Source organism: Pseudarthrobacter sp. MDT1-56 (genome assembly GCF_059383555.1).
This window is the reverse complement of record NZ_JBWZCK010000005.1, coordinates 57947-74115: the sequence shown is the minus strand read 5'-3', so window position 1 is coordinate 74115 and position 16169 is coordinate 57947. Positions and strand designations below refer to the sequence as shown.

At 68.1% G+C, this 16169-nt stretch carries 15 protein-coding genes; 6 read left to right on the top strand and 9 right to left on the bottom strand.

Annotated features, from left to right (window positions below; translation table 11 throughout):
• Entirely contained in the window at positions 1-498 is a 498-nt protein-coding gene (locus tag AC50YC_RS08635) for a DUF6314 family protein (RefSeq protein ID WP_494953126.1), read from the top strand.
• Positions 495-899, top strand: coding sequence for an NUDIX hydrolase (locus AC50YC_RS08630; protein WP_494953125.1), 405 nt, complete (start codon positions 495-497; stop codon positions 897-899). The genes AC50YC_RS08635 and AC50YC_RS08630 overlap by 4 nt, the downstream gene beginning before the upstream one ends.
• Here AC50YC_RS08630 and AC50YC_RS08625 read toward each other — a convergent pair.
• Positions 896-2809 (bottom strand): ABC transporter ATP-binding protein, encoded by a 1914-nt coding sequence (locus AC50YC_RS08625; protein ID WP_494953124.1) that lies wholly within the window; start codon positions 2807-2809, stop codon positions 896-898. The genes AC50YC_RS08630 and AC50YC_RS08625 overlap by 4 nt on opposite strands.
• The gene (locus AC50YC_RS08620; protein ID WP_494953123.1) at positions 2806-4476 is read right to left on the bottom strand and encodes an ABC-F family ATP-binding cassette domain-containing protein; all 1671 of its coding nucleotides are present in this window, start codon (positions 4474-4476) and stop codon (positions 2806-2808) included. Before AC50YC_RS08620 ends, AC50YC_RS08625 begins: the two co-directional genes overlap by 4 nt.
• Before the next feature lie 229 nt (positions 4477-4705).
• Here AC50YC_RS08620 and AC50YC_RS08615 point away from each other — a divergent pair, with 229 nt between their 5' ends.
• The 4 genes from AC50YC_RS08615 to AC50YC_RS08600 all read left to right on the top strand — a co-directional run bounded on the left by AC50YC_RS08615 (position 4706) and on the right by AC50YC_RS08600 (position 7777).
• Positions 4706-5452, top strand: a complete 747-nt coding sequence (locus AC50YC_RS08615) for a hypothetical protein (protein WP_494953122.1) — start codon at positions 4706-4708, stop codon at positions 5450-5452.
• Entirely contained in the window at positions 5449-6165 is a 717-nt protein-coding gene (locus AC50YC_RS08610) for a hypothetical protein (protein WP_494953121.1), read from the top strand. The genes AC50YC_RS08615 and AC50YC_RS08610 overlap by 4 nt, the downstream gene beginning before the upstream one ends.
• Before the next feature lie 94 nt (positions 6166-6259).
• A complete protein-coding gene (locus tag AC50YC_RS08605; RefSeq protein ID WP_494953120.1) occupies positions 6260-6994 on the top strand; it encodes a hypothetical protein in 735 nt (244 codons plus the stop codon).
• A gap of 42 nt (positions 6995-7036) precedes the next feature.
• Positions 7037-7777 (top strand): hypothetical protein, encoded by a 741-nt coding sequence (locus AC50YC_RS08600; protein ID WP_494953119.1) that lies wholly within the window; start codon positions 7037-7039, stop codon positions 7775-7777.
• Between the two features lie 237 nt (positions 7778-8014).
• On the opposite strand, the gene AC50YC_RS08595 is transcribed toward AC50YC_RS08600, so the two are convergent.
• From AC50YC_RS08595 to AC50YC_RS08565, 7 genes are all read right to left on the bottom strand, one after another.
• Complete coding sequence (locus AC50YC_RS08595) at positions 8015-11038, bottom strand: alpha-mannosidase (protein ID WP_494953118.1); 3024 nt, start codon at positions 11036-11038, stop codon at positions 8015-8017.
• A 102-nt stretch (positions 11039-11140) separates the two neighbouring features.
• On the bottom strand, positions 11141-12013 hold the full coding sequence (gene fdhD / locus AC50YC_RS08590; RefSeq protein ID WP_494953117.1) for a formate dehydrogenase accessory sulfurtransferase FdhD: 873 nt from the start codon (positions 12011-12013) through the stop codon (positions 11141-11143).
• A 76-nt stretch (positions 12014-12089) separates the two neighbouring features.
• A complete protein-coding gene (locus tag AC50YC_RS08585) occupies positions 12090-13499 on the bottom strand; it encodes a molybdopterin molybdotransferase MoeA (protein ID WP_494953116.1) in 1410 nt (469 codons plus the stop codon).
• Positions 13496-13783 carry a DUF6457 domain-containing protein gene (locus tag AC50YC_RS08580; protein ID WP_494953115.1) on the bottom strand — a complete coding sequence of 96 codons (288 nt, stop codon included), beginning with the start codon at positions 13781-13783 and terminating at the stop codon, positions 13496-13498. The genes AC50YC_RS08585 and AC50YC_RS08580 overlap by 4 nt, the downstream gene beginning before the upstream one ends.
• Positions 13767-14492: a molybdenum cofactor guanylyltransferase gene (gene mobA / locus AC50YC_RS08575; RefSeq protein WP_494953114.1), complete on the bottom strand. Its 726-nt coding sequence runs from the start codon at positions 14490-14492 to the stop codon at positions 13767-13769. Before mobA ends, AC50YC_RS08580 begins: the two co-directional genes overlap by 17 nt.
• A 58-nt stretch (positions 14493-14550) precedes the next feature.
• On the bottom strand, positions 14551-15051 hold the full coding sequence (locus AC50YC_RS08570; protein ID WP_307463529.1) for an HNH endonuclease: 501 nt from the start codon (positions 15049-15051) through the stop codon (positions 14551-14553).
• Positions 15052-15271: 220 nt separating this feature from the next.
• Complete coding sequence (locus AC50YC_RS08565; protein ID WP_494953113.1) at positions 15272-16072, bottom strand: NlpC/P60 family protein; 801 nt, start codon at positions 16070-16072, stop codon at positions 15272-15274.
• Positions 16073-16169 lie beyond the last annotated feature (97 nt).

Sequence of the window (16169 nt, the reverse complement as noted above, 5' to 3'; positions counted from 1 at the left end):
TTGAACGCCCAGTCCCCGGACGCCGCTCCGGACTTCGATCTCCGTGCCTACCTGCTGGGCAACTGGGCCGTGGAGCGAACCCTACTGGACAGGTCCACCGGCACCCAAGGGAACTTCACCGGCGTCGTCCGCTTTACCGCACTGGACGACGACGGCGGACTCCGCTTCCGCGAAGAGGGCACCGTTTCCTGGGCATCCGTCCCTGGCGGACCGGCCGGCACACCGTTCACCGGGCCGGCCAGCCGGGAGTACCTGCTCCGGCCCACGGGCGCACCGGACACGATGGACATGTTCTTCCCCGACGGCCGGCCATTCCACCGCATGGGCTTCGGCCCCCGGAGCAGCCAGGACCAGCACTGGTGCGACCCGGACAGCTACCGCGTGAGCTACACCAGAACGGGCCCGGACGAATTCCGTTACCAATGGGATGTGACCGGCCCGGCCAAGGACCAGCTGCTCACCTCGGTCCTGCGCCGTAGCGCGGACGCCGCAGCATGAACGCGCTCATTGTTGTCTCCGCGGTCTGTGTCTTCGACGAGGCGGGACGCCTCCTGACCGTGCGCAAACGGGGCACGGATAAGTTCATGCACCCCGGCGGCAAGCCCGAGGCGGGCGAGACGGCCGCGCAGACGGCTGCGCGGGAGCTGGCAGAGGAAGTCGGGATCGTGCTCCCGGCCGACGAGCTGGTGCTCCTGGGCATCTGGTTCGCGGACGCCGCCAATGAGGCCGCGACGCAGATCCAGGCCACGGTGTTCACGGCCCCCGGGGTCTGGAATGCCCATCCGTCCGCGGAGATCGCCGAAATCCGCTGGCTGGACCTGGCCGCGGAGCTGCCCGGCGACCTCGCCCCGCTGCTCACCGACCACGTCCTGCCCGCCCTGTGGGGCCAGCCGGGCTAGGCCCCGGGCACGGCCTCTTCGGCCACGGCGCTGGCCTCGGCGAACTGGGTCCGGTACAGCTCCGCATAGCGGCCCCCGGCGGCCAGCAGCTCGGTGTGCGTGCCGCGCTCCACGATCCGGCCGCCCTCCACCACCAGGATCGCGTCGGCGGCCCGGATCGTCGAGAGCCGGTGGGCAATCACGACGGCGGTGCGCCCCTCGAGCGCGGCGCCGAGGGCCTCCTGCACGGCGGCTTCGTTGGTGGAGTCCAGGGCCGCGGTGGCCTCGTCCAGGATCACGACGCGCGGCTGGGCAATGAGCAGGCGGGCGATGGTGAGGCGCTGGCGTTCGCCGCCCGAGAGGCGGTAGCCGCGCTCCCCCACCACCGTGTTCAGGCCGTCCGGGAGCGACCGGATCATGTCCTCCAGGCGGGCCTGTCGCAACACGTCCCACATGAGCTCGTCGCTGGCATCCGGACGGGCCAGGCGAAGGTTGGAGGCGATGCTCTCGTGGAACAGGTGCCCGTCCTGCGTCACCATGCCGAGGGTGTGCCGCATGGAATCGAACGTGAGGTCACGGACGTCCACCCCGGTCCCGGGCACGGCTCCGCCGAAGCGCACCGCGCCGGAATCGACGTCGTACAGGCGCGAGAGCAGCTGCGCGATGGTGGACTTGCCGGCGCCCGAGGAGCCCACGAGGGCGACGGTCTGTCCCGGCTCGACCCGGAAGCTGATGCCGTGCAGCACCTCTTCGCCGCCGCGGGTGTCGAGTGTGGAGACGTCCTCCAGCGAGGCGAGCGAAACCTTGTCCGCCGAGGGGTAGGAGAAGCGGACGTCGTCGAACTCCACGGACAGCGGCCCGGCCGGGGAGGACACCGCGTCGGGCTTCTGCTGGATCAGCGGCTTGAGGTCCAGGATCTCGAAGACCCGCTCGAAACTGACCAGCGCGCTCATGATCTCGACGCGGGCGTTGGAGAGCGCGGTGAGCGGTGCATAGAGGCGGGTGAGCAGCAGGGCCAGCACGACGACGTCGCCCGCGGCCAGTTGCCCCTGCAGCGCCAGGAAGCCGCCCAGGCCGTAGACCAGGGCCAGGGCCAGCGCCGAGACCAGCGTCAGTGCGGTCACGAAGGTGAACTGCAGCATGGCAGTGCGGACGCCGATGTCCCGTACGCGGCCGGCGCGGACCGCGAATTCCCGGGATTCCTCGTCGGGGCGGCCAAAGAGCTTCACCAGGGTGGCGCCGGGGGCGGAGAACCGCTCGGTCATCTGGGTGCCCATGGACGCGTTGTGCTCCGCTGCTTCGCGGCGCAGGTCAGCGAGCTTGGAGCCCATCCGGCGGGCCGGGATCAGGAAGATCGGCAGCAGGATCATGGCCAGCACGGTGATGAGCCAGGACTTGCCCAGCATCACCACGAGGGTCAGGGCGAGGGCCACAACGTTGCTGACGACCCCGGACAGGGTCCCGGCGAAAGCCGACTGGGCGCCGATCACATCGTTATTGAGCCGGCTCACGAGCGCCCCGGTGCGGGTGCGGGTGAAGAAGGCGATCGGCATCTTCTGCACGTGGTCGAAGACCTTGGTGCGCAGGTCCACGATCACGCCTTCGCCGATCGTGGAGGACAGCCAGCGGGTGACCAGCCCCAGCCCGGCTTCGGCGACCGCCACAATGGCGATCAGCACGGCCAGCCAGACCACGACGTCGGTGCCCGCGCCGGCAATGATCGCATCCACCACCTGGCCGGCGAGGACCGGGGTGGCGACGGCCAGCACGGCCATCACGATCGAGAGCAGCACGAAGGCGATCAGCTTGCCCTTATGCGGACGGGCGAAGCTGAACACACGCTTGAGCGTCTCCTTGGAGAACGGTTTCGAGCCGCTCGAGGCGCGCGTGATGTTGTAAAGGGAGCTCCAGGCGACCCGGTCCATGCTCATGTGTTGTTGCCTTTCGGGGCGGTGTGGCCCAGCAGCTCGGTGACGACGCCGTCGTCCACGTTCCAGCGCGCGTCGAGGCGCACGTTTTCCAGCAGCCTGCGGTCGTGCGTCACCAGCAGCAGCGCGCCGTCATAGCTCTCGAGCGCTTCCTCGAGCTGTTCGATCGCCGGAAGATCCAGGTGGTTGGTGGGCTCGTCGAGCACCAGCAGGTTCACGCCGCGGGCCTGCAGCAGGGCCAGCGCGGCCCGGGTCCGCTCCCCCGGCGACAGGGAATCCACCGGGCGGGAGGTGTGATCTGCCTTGAGACCGAATTTGGCCAGCAGGGTCCGGACTTCCGCCGGGCTCTGCTCCGCCAGTACGGCCTCGACGGCGTCAGCCAGTTTCAGCGGACCGGCCAGCAGCCCGCGGGCCTGGTCGATCTCGCCGACGGCCACGGAGGCACCCATGGAGGCGTCGCCGGAATCGGGACGCTGAAGGCCTAGCAGCAGGCGGAGCAGGGTGGACTTACCGGCGCCGTTGGGGCCCGTGATGCCGATCCGCTCCCCGGCGTTGAGCTGCAGGTTCACCGGGCCCAGGGTGAAGTCCCCCTGGCGGACGACGGCGTCGCGGAGCGTCGCCACAACGGCGCTCGAACGCGGTGCCTGGCCGATGCTGAACTGCAGCTGCCATTCCTTGCGGGGTTCCTCGACCTCGACCAGCCGGGCGATGCGGGATTCCATCTGGCGGACCTTCTGGCCCTGCTTCTCGGAGGACTCGGTGCTGGCCGCGCGCCGGATTTTGTCGTTGTCCGGGTTCTTCTTCATGGCGTTGCGGACACCCTGGGAGCTCCACTCGCGCTGGGTGCGGGCACGGGAGACCAGATCGGCCTTGGTGTTGGCGAACTCCTCGTACCGTTCCCGGGCATGCCGGCGCGCCACGGCCCGTTCCTCGAGGTAGGCCTCGTAGCCGCCGTCGTAGACCGCCACGGAGTTTTGCGCGAGGTCCAGTTCCACGATGGTGGTCACGCAGCGGGCCAGGAACTCGCGGTCGTGTGAAACCAGCACAACACCACCGCGGAGTCCCTGCACGAATGCCTCGAGTTTGGCCAGTCCGGTGAGGTCCAGATCGTTCGTGGGCTCGTCCTGGAGCACAATGTCGAAGCGGCTGAGCAGCAGCGCTGCGAGGGCCACGCGGGCAGCCTGGCCGCCGGAGAGCCCGGTCATTTCGGCGTCCTGGCCGACCTCGAGGCCGAGGTCCGCCAGGACGGCCGGGATGCGGTCTTCCAGGTCCGCGGCGCCGGAGGCCATCCAGCGGTCGAACGCGAGCGAGTAGTCGTCGTCGGAGCCCGGGGCGCCGCCGCCGAGAGCCTCCGCGGCGGCTTCCATGTCCAGGGTGGCCTGGGCGCAGCCGGTGCGCCGCGCGATGTAGCCGCTGATCGACTCACCGGCGATCCGTTCGTGTTCCTGGGGCAGCCAGCCCACGAACGCGTCCGCCGGGGCAAGACTGACCGTGCCTTCCTGCGGCTCGTCGACGCCGGCAAGCAGCCGGAGCAGGGTGGATTTGCCCGCGCCATTGGCGCCGACGACGCCGACGACGTCGCCCGGCGCGACGGTCAGGGAGAGATTGGAGAAGAGTGTGCGGTGGTCGTGACCACCGGAGAGGTCCTTGGCGACAAGGGTTGCAGTCATTAGTCCATTCTCTCACCGCGGCCCCTGGCAGCCAGCCACGACGGCGGCCGAGGTGGCCACCAGCCCCCGGGCATAAAAGAACCCGCTGGTCCGGACTTGGGGGGTGTACGGACCAGCGGGTTCGAGCATTTAGCATAGTTGAATCAGCAACTCACGTAAAATCACCACAGTCACTGCTCCACCGATCTTTAGAAGCCGCACTTCCATTCGACTCTGCAGGAAGCCGTAAATGCCCTTACCCGCCAAGGCGTTTCAACACTGGCTCCATGTCGTTGCTCCCAGCGCGAGCACAGCCGACATCTGCAGGATCTCCGGGATCAAGCGCACCACGCTCGCCCAGCAGCTGGTTCGCGGCAAGGTCGCGGAAAACACGCTCGTCAGCATCAGCCGGGCCCTCAAGCGCAGCCCCCTGGAAGACCTCGGGGCGTTTGACAGCTATGCGGAACTTGCCGGGCGGCCGCAGCAGCCCACTCCCGCCGAACTCGTCAGCCAGATTGCCACCATGGATTTGCTGCGTGCTGTCATTTCCCGCTCGTCCCCGGCATACGGCGGCTACGGAGACGACGGCAGTACGCTGACGCCGGCACTTGGCCCCGCACCGCACGCCACCTCGGTCCGGAACTGGGTGGACGCGATCGACGACGGCGAATTGCGGCACCGGGTTTCGAACGCCACCGGCGTCGCGCCGCAGAACTATTCTGCCCAGTTGACCGCCAACCGGCTCTCCCCCGAGTTGGCGGTCGCGACCGCTCGCGCTGCTGGCGTTGGATTCACGGGCGGACTCGTCGCTACGGGCTTGATAACAGAGGCTGAGGCCGGCTGGCCGCCGGAGGCCAAGCAGGCTGCCCTGGATGCCCTGTCCGATGGCGAACTCGCGGCCCTGGCCGGGGAGCGGTTGCAGGCCCTCGGCAAAACCCTGCGCCGCCAGGAACACGAGCACGAACAAACCAAAAAGATCTGGGACAACCTCGGATGATCGCCGTCCTGCAGTGGACCACTTTGGCGGTCTGCGCTCTTGTCGCGATCGCGCGGATTCCCAGCGCCCTCCGGGGTGAGAACCGGTCCATTTTCGGCGTTTTCGTTCTTTCCACCCTTGCCGTTCTGCTCAGCATCGATGTGAGCTACCAGTCCATCGATGCGTGGCTCGGTTCGGCGAATTACGCGAATCTCCTCCTTCGCTTTGTCGTTTACGGGACAGTACTGCTGGCTGGGTATCGGGTTGCCAAGGCTTTCGCCGCCCAGAAGAGCATTCGCCTCATCGCCGGCCCCTTAGGCCGGGGGGTTCTCGCCGTCCTAGGCGTCGTCACGGTGATCCTCTTCCTGTTGGCTGACACCGAGGGAACCGTCACCGGGCTGAGAACGCTGCCCGCCCGAAGCCCCCAGAATGCGGCGCTCATCGAGTCGTACGCCGCCGCGGGGCGCCTGTACCCTTCCTACGTTGCCGCCTGTATCCTTCCCGCCACCCTCGTGGCCATCACTCAGCGACTGCCCAGAACAATCCGCATCGGAGCACTGTTGCTGACCATCGCCTTCACCGGTATGGTCGTCGGCTCCTTTTTCCCCCTGATCCCGCCGGAAATTGGATACGTGGAAGCCGTCATCAACTACACTTCGGTGTTGTGCCTTGCACTGGGTCTCGCCTTCGTGTGGATCTCCAGCCTGATGGCAAAGCGCGCGCTTCGCACTTAACCAACCTTTGACCTCCAGCCGTGGCCTTCCAGTCAGGGCCCGGGGGCCGCCGGGCACGACCCGGGATGACACAGAAGATACGGATGAACCTCAGATGATCGCGATCCTGCAGTGGACCACTTTGGCGGTCTGCGCAGTCCTGGCCGCATTCCGCGTCCCGAGCGCGCTCCGGGGTGAGAACAGGTCGCTTTTCTTCATCTATGCGTTCCTGACGGTGGGTCTCCTCTTGAGCATCGATGCGCCCTATGTGGCTGTTGATCGGGTCCTGGGCGGCATGAACCTGGCCAACCTGCTGCTGCGCTTCATCGTCTTCGGCGCCATCTTCGCCCTGGGGCTCAGAATCGCGCGTGGATTCGGCGCCGACGACGCCCTCCGGCTGATCACCGGTCCGCCCGGGATCGCGTTCGCGGGCGCGGCATCGGTGGCGGTAGTGGTGGTCTTCCTCATGATGGATACCGCGGGATCGTCCGCCGGAATGATGGCGGTGTACGACAAAGATGCACGCAATGCGGCGCTCGTCGAATACTACGGAGCCGCCGGACGCCTCTATCCGGCGTACATCACGCTGGCGCTCCTGCCGGCCATGGTGAGGGCGGTGCGCAGCAGCCTACCGGCCCTAGTGCGGCTCAGCGCTGCCTTGCTGGCCGCTGGTTCCGTGGCCATGACACTGAGCCTGTCGTCCCCGGTGATTCCGGCGTCACTGGCCCACCTGCGCTTTGTCTTCAACTACACCGCCGCTCTGTGCTTGCTGGTCGGTCTTGCCTTGATCTGGGTGTCGAAGGAATTGGCCAAGAGGACCCGGAAGATGCAAAGTAACGGCACCAGATAGCTACCGTAAGCTGAGCCGCGGAGCGACTTGGAGAACCCGATAATGGCAACGCTGGAATGGGCGACACTGCTGGCGTGCTGCGCGGCGCTTCTGCTGCGTGTGCCGGACGCTGTGCGTGGCCGGAATCGGACCGTCTTCGGAATCCTCTTGCTGGCCACCTTGTGTAGTGTGCTCGCCGTCGCCGATCTCTACGAAGCGATTGACGGCGCCCTGGGCGGATGGGATCTGACGAGTCTGATCCTGCGCTGTCTCGTCTTCGCGGTAGTCCTGCTGGTCGGCCTCCGCGTCACAAGGGGTCTCGCCGCAGCCAGGGCCCACCAGCTCATTTCCGGAGGAATCGGTCGTTGGGCGTTGGGGCTTGGCTGCCTGGCCGTGACGGCGGCGTTCTTCCTCATGGCCGGCTCCGGGCAACCGGCCGGGCTGTCCGCCCCGGTGCCGGGCAACGGAGGGGACGCTGGCCTGGCGCCCTATTTCACGGCTGCCGGGCGCACGTATCCCGCCTTCGTCTCGCTCGTCCTGGTGCCTCCGCTGCTGGCAGCCGTCAGGAGCCAGCTACCGCGCCTGGTCCGGGCAGGTGCCCTGCTGGTCCTGCTCGGCGCAGTCTTCGCGGCCACGAGCCTTCCGGCCGCCCTGGCCCCGCCCAGCTGGGCTGTCGTGCAGCATTTGGTCAACTACGCAGCGGTCCTGGGCTATGTCGTGGGGCTCGCCGTGTTCTGGTTTTCCGGGCTGATCGCTCACCCCTCAGGTAACGCTAAGGCAACATTACGCCAGAACCGCGACTAAGCATTCACAAAATCATTAGACCGTGAGAGAATCATGAATGTGTGAAAGCGGCAGTCGCTTCGTGAACGGGGACAATCCGTGCGGAGCCGAGGCAGCCGCCCAAGCGCCATTGGGGGGATGAGTGGTAGCGGTCCAGTTGGACCGCTCCCACTCAGCCTGTTTAACGGCCTTTTTGGGCCCGCCCTGCGAATCTGCGGCAAATCGCTTCGGCGGTTTTTCCCGGCCGGGAGCCTGGCATCAGCGCACGAACCGCAGGGTCACCAGCTGGAAGGGCCGGAGCGCCAGTTCCGCCGAGTCCCCCGCCGGTGTCACGCCCGGCGCAGCCGCGGGCCGTTCCAGCAGGTCCACCGTCTGGACGCCGCTGACGGCGAAGCCGGCCGTCACGGTCCCCGCGGACCGCTCCCCCAGCGATTCGTAGACCCGGACGATCACGTCGCCGGAGCCGTCTTCGGCGAGTTTCACGGCTTCAACGACCAGGGCCGGGTTGGACACGGTAATGAGCGGCTCCACGCCGTGGGCGCCCTTGACGATTCGCGCCGCCAGGTTCGTGCGGTACCCCTCTTCGACGGCGTCGGCGATGCTGGCGCCGGGCCGGATGGTGACGTTCAATTCGTGCCGGCCGCGGTCCGCCGCGGGGTCCGGGAACTTGGGCGCGCGCAGCAGCGAGAGCCGCACGGTGGTGGTCGTTCCGCCGTCGTCCTGTCGGATACTCCGGGTGACATCATGGCCGTACGTGGACGAGTTGGAAACCGCCACCCCGTAGCCGGGCTCGGCAACATGGATCCACCGGTGGGCGCAGATCTCGAACTTCGCGGTCTCCCACGAGGTGTTGAGATGGGTCGGGCGGAACACATGCCCGAACTGGGTCTCCGACGCGGACCGGTCCGCCCGGACGTCGAGCGCGAAGCCGAGCTTGAGCAGCTTTTCGCTTTCCTGCCAGTCAACCGCCGTCGAAATCGCCAGGGAACCGGCACCCGCCTCCAGCGATATGCGCTGGGTCACCGCCGAGGACCCTGCCAGCCGCACCACCACGACGACGGCCTCCCTGGCACGGGATTCCAGCGTCAGGGAGAGCGCGCCGGTCAGGCGGACGACGTTGCGGCGGTAAAAGGCGTCGATGTCCCAGGCGTCCCATTCGTTGGGGGTGTCCCGGTGCAGCTCGAGCAGGTTACCGAACTGCCCGGGGGCGATTGCGTCGCGTCCGCTCGCGTAGTCGGTCAGGGATTCCAGCAGGCCGTCGGCGTTGATGACGGCGCGGATGATCCCGTTGTCCAGGATATAGCCGCCGCCGGCTTCGGTAGCCAGCACTGGCTGCCCGGCGGGGATCGGCTCGGCTGCGGCCAGAGCGGGTACGCCATGGCGCCGGTGCGGAGCGGCATTGAGCAGGAACTCAGTGTCCCCGGCGCCCAGCGCCGCGCGGGCAGCGTCGGCGATGATCGCTTCAAGCTGCCGTCCGACGGCGGCGTAGTTGCGCTCGGCGTCCTGGTGCACCCAGGCGATGGAGCTGCCCGGGAGGATGTCATGGAACTGCTGCAGCAGCACCAACCGCCAGAGCCGCTTGAGCTCGGCCGCGGGGTAACCGTGTCCGGCGCGCACGGCGGCCGTGGCGCACCAGAGCTCGGCTTCGCGGAGCAGGTGTTCGCTGCGCCGGTTGCCCAGTTTGGTCTTGGCCTGGCTCGTGTACGTGCCGCGGTGCAGTTCGAGGTACATCTCACCGACCCAGACCGGGAGTGCCTCGTACTCGGCCTGGGCCCGGGCGAAGAAACTGGGGGCTGAGCCGACTTCCACTTTCGGCGATCCCTCAAGGTCCGCGGTGCGGCGCGCCGCCGCCAGCATCTCGCGGGTGGGGCCGCCACCGCCGTCGCCGTAGCCGAAAGGGACCAGCGAGACGGTGCCCCGGCCGTGGTCCCGGTAATTCCGCTCGGCGTGGGCCAGTTCCCGGCCGCTGAGTTCCGAGCTGTAGCTATCCACCGGCGGGAAATGCGTGAAAAGCCGGGTGCCGTCGATCCCCTCCCAATTGAAGGAGTGATGCGGCATCCGGTTGACCTGGTTCCAGGAGATCTTCTGGGTCAGGAACCACTTGCTGCCGGCGGCCTTGACGATCTGTGGCATGGCCGCGGAATAGCCGAAGGTATCCGGTAGCCATGCTTCCTCGCATTCCACACCGAACTCGGCCAGGAAAAAACTCTTTCCCTCCAGGAACTGGCGGGCCATGGCCTCGCCGCCGGGCATGTTGGTGTCCGATTCGACCCACATGCCGCCCACGGGAACGAACTGGCCGGTCTTGACCTTTTCCTTGATCCGCCCGAACAGCTCCGGATAGAGTTCCCTGGTCCAGGCGAGCTGCTGGGCTGAGGAGCAGGAAAACACGAAGCCGGGATCCTCGTCCATCAGGGCCACGACGTTGGAGAAGGTGCGGGCGCATTTGCGGATGGTTTCGCGGACGGGCCAGAGCCAGGCGGAGTCGATGTGCGCGTGTCCGGTGGCGAGCAGGTGGTGGGCGGAGGCGTACGCCGGCCGGGCCAGGACCCCGGCCAGGGCCTCGCGCCCCGCCGCTGCCGAACCCGGTACGTCATCGGGATCCATCCTGTCCAGCATCCGTTCCAGCGCGCGCAGGATTTCGTGGCGGCGGGGCAGCTCCATCGGCAGTTCGTGCATCAGGCCGTTGAGGGTCCAGATGTCCTGCTGCAGCTCCCAGACCGTCTGGTTGAGTTCGGCGATGACGATCCGGCCGAGCCGGTATTTCGGCTCGTTGCCCGAGGTCGCTTTGTCGCCATAGGGCGTGGCCGCGAAGGTCCACCCCTGTGACAGATCGGGATTGGCGGCCGCCTCAACGTAGAAGTCGACGGCCATCCCGCTGCCCAGGAGCTTCAGCGGAATGTACTGGTTCCGCGGGGAGATGGCCTTGACGATGGTCCCGTCCGGCCGCCAGGCGATTCCTTCGCACTGAAAACCGGGAAGGTCGCTGCTGAAGCCCAGGTCCACAATGACTTCCACCGAGGTGTCCCCCGCCGTGCCCCAGCCGTCCGGGACCTGCCCCTGCAGCCGCAGCCACTTGGTGCTCCACGGCCGCCCCCAGGCCGCGCCGTGCTCCTGCGGCCCGAACTCCTGCCGGAGGGCCTCCATGGCCGGGACCGGCTCGTCCGGGACATCCCAGCTGCTCAGGGTCAGCGGCACGCTGCGCGGATAGACCGCGGGGACGATGCGTTCGCGAACAAAGCGGTCCAGCCGGACTTCCGTGAGACGGCGGTCGTCGTGCAATGTGATCCTCTTAGCGCTGCGTGGATGACGCTGAAATGCATCCAATCGATGGATAAAACTTACTTCGCCACCGGCCCCCCGCCAAGTGGCAGCCAGCGGAGGCTAACCGCCCGAGGGTACGTGCACACCCACCCGGCCGGCTCCGGCGTACACGTTCAGCGACGTGCCGCGGCTGAAGCCGGCCAGCGTCATGCCGCTGGCCTCGGCCAGCTCGACCGCCAGGCTCGACGGCGCGCTGACCGCGGCGAGGACGGGGATACCGGCCAGGGAGGCCTTCTGCACCAGTTCGAACGACGCGCGGCCGGAGACCTGGAGTACGGTTCCGCTCAGTGGGAGCATGCCCTCGCGGAGGGCCCAGCCAACCACCTTGTCCACGGCATTGTGGCGCCCCACGTCCTCGCGCAGGCACAGCAGCTCCGCGGAGCCGTCGGCGGCGATCCGGAACAGGCCGGCGGCGTGCACGCCACCGGTGACGTCGAAGACGGCTTGGGCTTCCCGCAACTGGTCCGGAAGGGACGCGAGTGTGGCCACGGGCACCGTCAGCGGGTCGTCGGCGGGACTGAAATGCGAGGACTTGTGCACGGCCTCAATGGAATCCGTGCCGCAGATCCCGCAGGAGCTGGAGGTATACACGTTCCGCCCGGTGTCCGGGCGGACGACGTCGGGCCTCAGCTGGGCTTCGACGACGTTGAACGTCTGGACGCCGTCCTCGTCTTCCCCGGCGCAGAACCGCAGTGAGACGAGCTGCTCGGGACTCCAGATGACGCATTCAGAGACGAGGAACCCCGCCACGAGGTCAAAGTCGTTCCCCGGCGTCCGCATGGTGACGGAGAAGGACAGGCTGCCGATCCGGATCTCCAGCGGCTCCTCGACGGCGAGTACGTCCTCCCGGTGCCGGACCGGGAATTCGAGGGCCTGGGGCGATCCGTCCAGGACATATTTGTGCACCTTGCGGCGCTGCGTGACGCGGCCCATCAGGTACTCCTAACCAACATAGTTCCATCATGGCAAGCACTGGGCCGGGTGGCCAGCGCGGGTTCGGGACCGGGCGCTAGCCCAGCAGTTCACTCCAGTCCACCGGCCCGCCGGAACCGGCAGGCTTGCGGGCGGGCCGTTTGGGGGCGGGCTTGTCTTTCGGCACCGCCAGTTCCGGAAGGGGCGTGCCCCAGGGCAGGGCGAAGGCCGGGACGGTTTCCCCCAGCTGCACTCCATGCGGCGGGACCACCAGGACGCCGTCGGCCGCGGCCAGTCCGCGCATCATGCCCGGGCCGGTGTGCTGCGCCGGAGACGCCATGCCGTAGACGAGCCGGAAAGGCATCAGCCGGGTCCGGCCGGGGTCAGGGTCAATCATGGAGCCGCAGGGCACCTCGGTGACGGCCGGCAGGGACCGGTGCCCCAGCGCCGCCAGGAGCGGGGCCCCGATGGTTGACAGTGCCATCATGGCCGCGAGCGGGTTGCCCGGCAGCCCGATGATGAACCTGCCGTCCGGCAGTTCAGCCAGCACGGCAGGATGGCCGGGCCGCATGGCGATGCCGTCGATCAGCAACCGTCCGCCGAGTTCGGCGACGGAACGCCGCAGGTGGTCAGTGCCGGACCGGCCGGTGCCACCCGTGGTGATGACGACGTCGGCGGGCAACGGTTCGGCGCCGGAGCGCGCGGGAGGCTGCGGCACAGCAGCTGCCCCGGCTTCCGCCTGCGGGTCGGTGTCCTCGAGCGCGGTGAGCCATTCAGCGTAGCTGTCGCCGATTTTCGTTTCGCCGGCGCAGATCCCGCCGAGCATTTCCACGACGCCGGCGAGCTGGGGACCGAAGGTGTCGCGCACCTCCCCCGGCCGGGGGATCCCGGCAGTGACGACTTCCGAGCCGGTGAACACCAGCCGGACCACGGCTTTGCCCAGGACCGGAAGGTTGTCGTGCCCGGCGAGGGCCGCGAGGGCGAGGTGGGCGGGGTTGAGCACGGTGCCGCCCTTGATCAGCACGTCGCCGGCGGCGGCTTCCTCCGCGGCTTTCCTGATGTGCTCGCCGTTCCGCGGCTCGCCGGGCTTCGCGCCGCCGCCGAGCTGCAGGACCGGCAGCCCGTCCTCATCGGCGGCAATGGTGCCGCTTTCGCTCCGCAGCACGGCCTTAGCCCCGGGAGGAATCAGCCCGCCGGTGACGATCGGGCTGGCCTGGTGCGGAGCCAGCCGCTGGCCGGGTTCCGCGAGGATCCACGGTCCGCTGCCGTTGACGGCCCAGCCGTCCATGGCGGACGAGGCGTAGTGCGGCATGTCCACGAGCGCTTCCGCGTCGGCGGCGAGTTTCCGCCCCAGCGCATCGCGAAGAAGCACGGGGGCGGCGGGGATGGGCGTCGCGCAGTCGAAGGCGAGCTGCCGGGCTTCCTGCCAAGTGTGCGCGAGGTGCCGATGGGGCGCAGGCTCATCCCCCGCGGCAGCTGCACTGCCGTGAGGGGGTTCAGGTGTCATGCCCCGGAGGCTTCGTTGGCTGCGTAGTCTTTGGCCAGTTTGCGGGCAACGCCCATCGCGGCCTGCATTGAGACGGCATCCGTGGCCTGGCCGGAGCCCGAGGCCAGGCCCGCCGCGAAGCCGGCAATAAACGTGGTCAAAGGCGCGGCAGGGCGCACCACGGAGTGCGCCGCCACCCCGGCCAGGGCCAGGACTTCGTTCACGTCAACCTCGACGTCTTCCAGTTCCAGGGCCTGAAGCAGGGCACGGCACCAGTCTTCGAGTGTTTCATCCTGGGTTTTCACCGTTTGCCTCCAAAGTCGAGTTCAGCCGGGGATCCCTGGGCCTTATGCCTGGTCCATGGCTGTCGCGGTGATGGCCGTCGAAGCCGTGGCCGTCAGTCGGCCCGGTCACCCCTAACGCGGAGGCATCGTCCCAGGTATCCACATCATCCGTGGACCCCCTGGGGACGCTGACTTCCCGCACCTCCAGCCTAGCAAGAAGGGCGAATACGGAGGCATTTTCGAGCGCGCCGCGCTGCCTGGCTTCGGCTACGCTGTGTTGTAGCGCAGCCGTGCTATAAAGCCCGACCAGCGGCTGCCGGCGCCCATCAGCGGACACTGCCATCAGCCCGTCGCCCGGAGCGGCTTCCGCAGCGGCTGCCAGCAGCGTTCGGACGGCGGCATCCGCCCGGGGCATGTCGACGGCGAGGACCAGCGTCAGCGCTGCCGCGGCGGGGTGGCGGGGGTCGCGGCTGCGGTGCCGGTCCAGCGCGGCGAGTCCCGCGGCGACGGCTGCGGCGGGGCCCGCAAAGGCCGGCTCCTCCCGGCAGCTCAGCACACCCTCGGGCAGGGTTCCCGGGTCAGGCCCGACGACGGCGACCGCGGCCGCGCCGCGAGCGGCCTGCAGGGCGCGCTCCAGGAGGGTGGCGCCGTCGTGCATCAGACCGGATTTGGGCACGCCTCCCAGCCGGGACGACCTGCCCCCGGACAGAATGACAGCGTCGAATTCCACCGGCCCAGCCTAACTGGCTATAGGTCCTGCCCTGGCGCAGCGGCCGGGGCGCGCCGTGTCAGGCAGCGGATTCCGGCAGGAGGAAGGGATCCCAGGCCGGGGTCGGCTTCTCGAGCTCCTTGATTTGCCAGGTCGTGCCCTTGGGCGGCGCGGGGCTGAAGCCGAGCTTCCAGCCCATTTCCCCCGGGGTGTGGTCGCCTTTGGCGTTGTTGCACCGCAGGCAGGCAGCGACGAGGTTTTCCCAGGAATCCGCACCGCCCCTGGATTTGGGCTGGACATGATCGATGGTGTGGGCGGCTTTGCCACAGTAGGCGCAGCGGTGTCCGTCCCGGCGGAGTACCCCGCGGCGGCTCACGGCCGTCACGGTGTTGTACCGGGGCCGGATGTAGCGATTCAGGAGAATCACCGACGGCCGGCCCAGGACGTCCTGCGGACCGACGACGGGATCGTCGCCTTCCGCCACGACACTGGCCTTTCCAGTCAGCACAAGGACGAGCGCCCGGCGGAAGGTCACAACCGCCAGCGGTTCATATCCAGCATTCAGAACGAGAGTGCGCATCCGCATACCTCTTCACGGCCGCACCCGCCAGGGGCACGAGGGCCGGCTGCCCTCTGCATGGTCGGGCTATGGATCGACAAAACAAGAGTAAACATGGAGATGCCAATTCACCGAATCTTTTTTGCCCGCCCCGCTCGTGTCCGCTGAAGTTCACGTCCTGGCAACGCAAAGGACCCCCGCCGAATGGCGGGGGTCCTTTGTGTTGCTAGCTGTCGCTGTCTTAGCCGCCGACGCGGATGAAGACCGGGCCGGAGCCGACGTTGACGCTCTGCAGGGAGGTGGTTCCACCGTTCCAGCCGCCGTGGACGGCCTTGCCGTTGCCGACGTAAACAGCGATGTGGGCCACGCCCGCGCCGCCGTTCTGGTAGTAAGCGAGGTCGCCCGGCTGTGCCTCGCCGGCGCTTACGGTGCGGCCGAGGGACAGGTAACCTGCCGGCCAGCCGTGGTAGTTGATGCCCGCAGCAGCCAGCGAGTTCGTGGCGAGGGCGGTGCAGTCCTGGCCCACGCCGAGCTGGGCGTAGGCGGCAGCGGCGATCGTGGCGCCCATGCCGCTGGCGACGGCCGGAGCCTTGGTGCTGGCGGCGGTGGTGCTGGCGGCCGTGGTGGCGGTGGCGCCGACCTTGGTGCTGGCGGTCTTGGCCGTGTTGGCAGCGTTGGCCGTGTTTGCTGTGGGAGCCTCCTGGACCTTCACTACAGGCTTCGGGGCTTCGACGACGGGGGCCGGGGTGGTGGTGACGGCCGGCTTCTCGAAGGAGATCGCGATGGTCGAAGCAGCCGAGATGGTCGCCGGGGCGGCCGATTGGACTTCGAGGGTGGAAGCGGAGGTGGACTCGCGCTGAACGTTGGCCTCAGCAGCGTTGGCTGCGATTCCGCTGGTCAGGACGAGGCCGGAGGCAGCAGCGATAACTGCGGCCTGGCGACCCATGCCACCGGCGTTGTCGCCGACGGTCTTGGCAATGACGGCCAGCGAGTTGGTCTTGGTGACCTCGGCGCGGTGCCGTGCGTTTGCACGAGTAGTCATTAAGTTCTCTCTTTCGTGATCCTGGGTCCGCGCTTTTTGGGCGCGGGCTGAGGACGCTCCGGCATCTTGGGGGTACGCCGGATCGCCCCGAAATGGG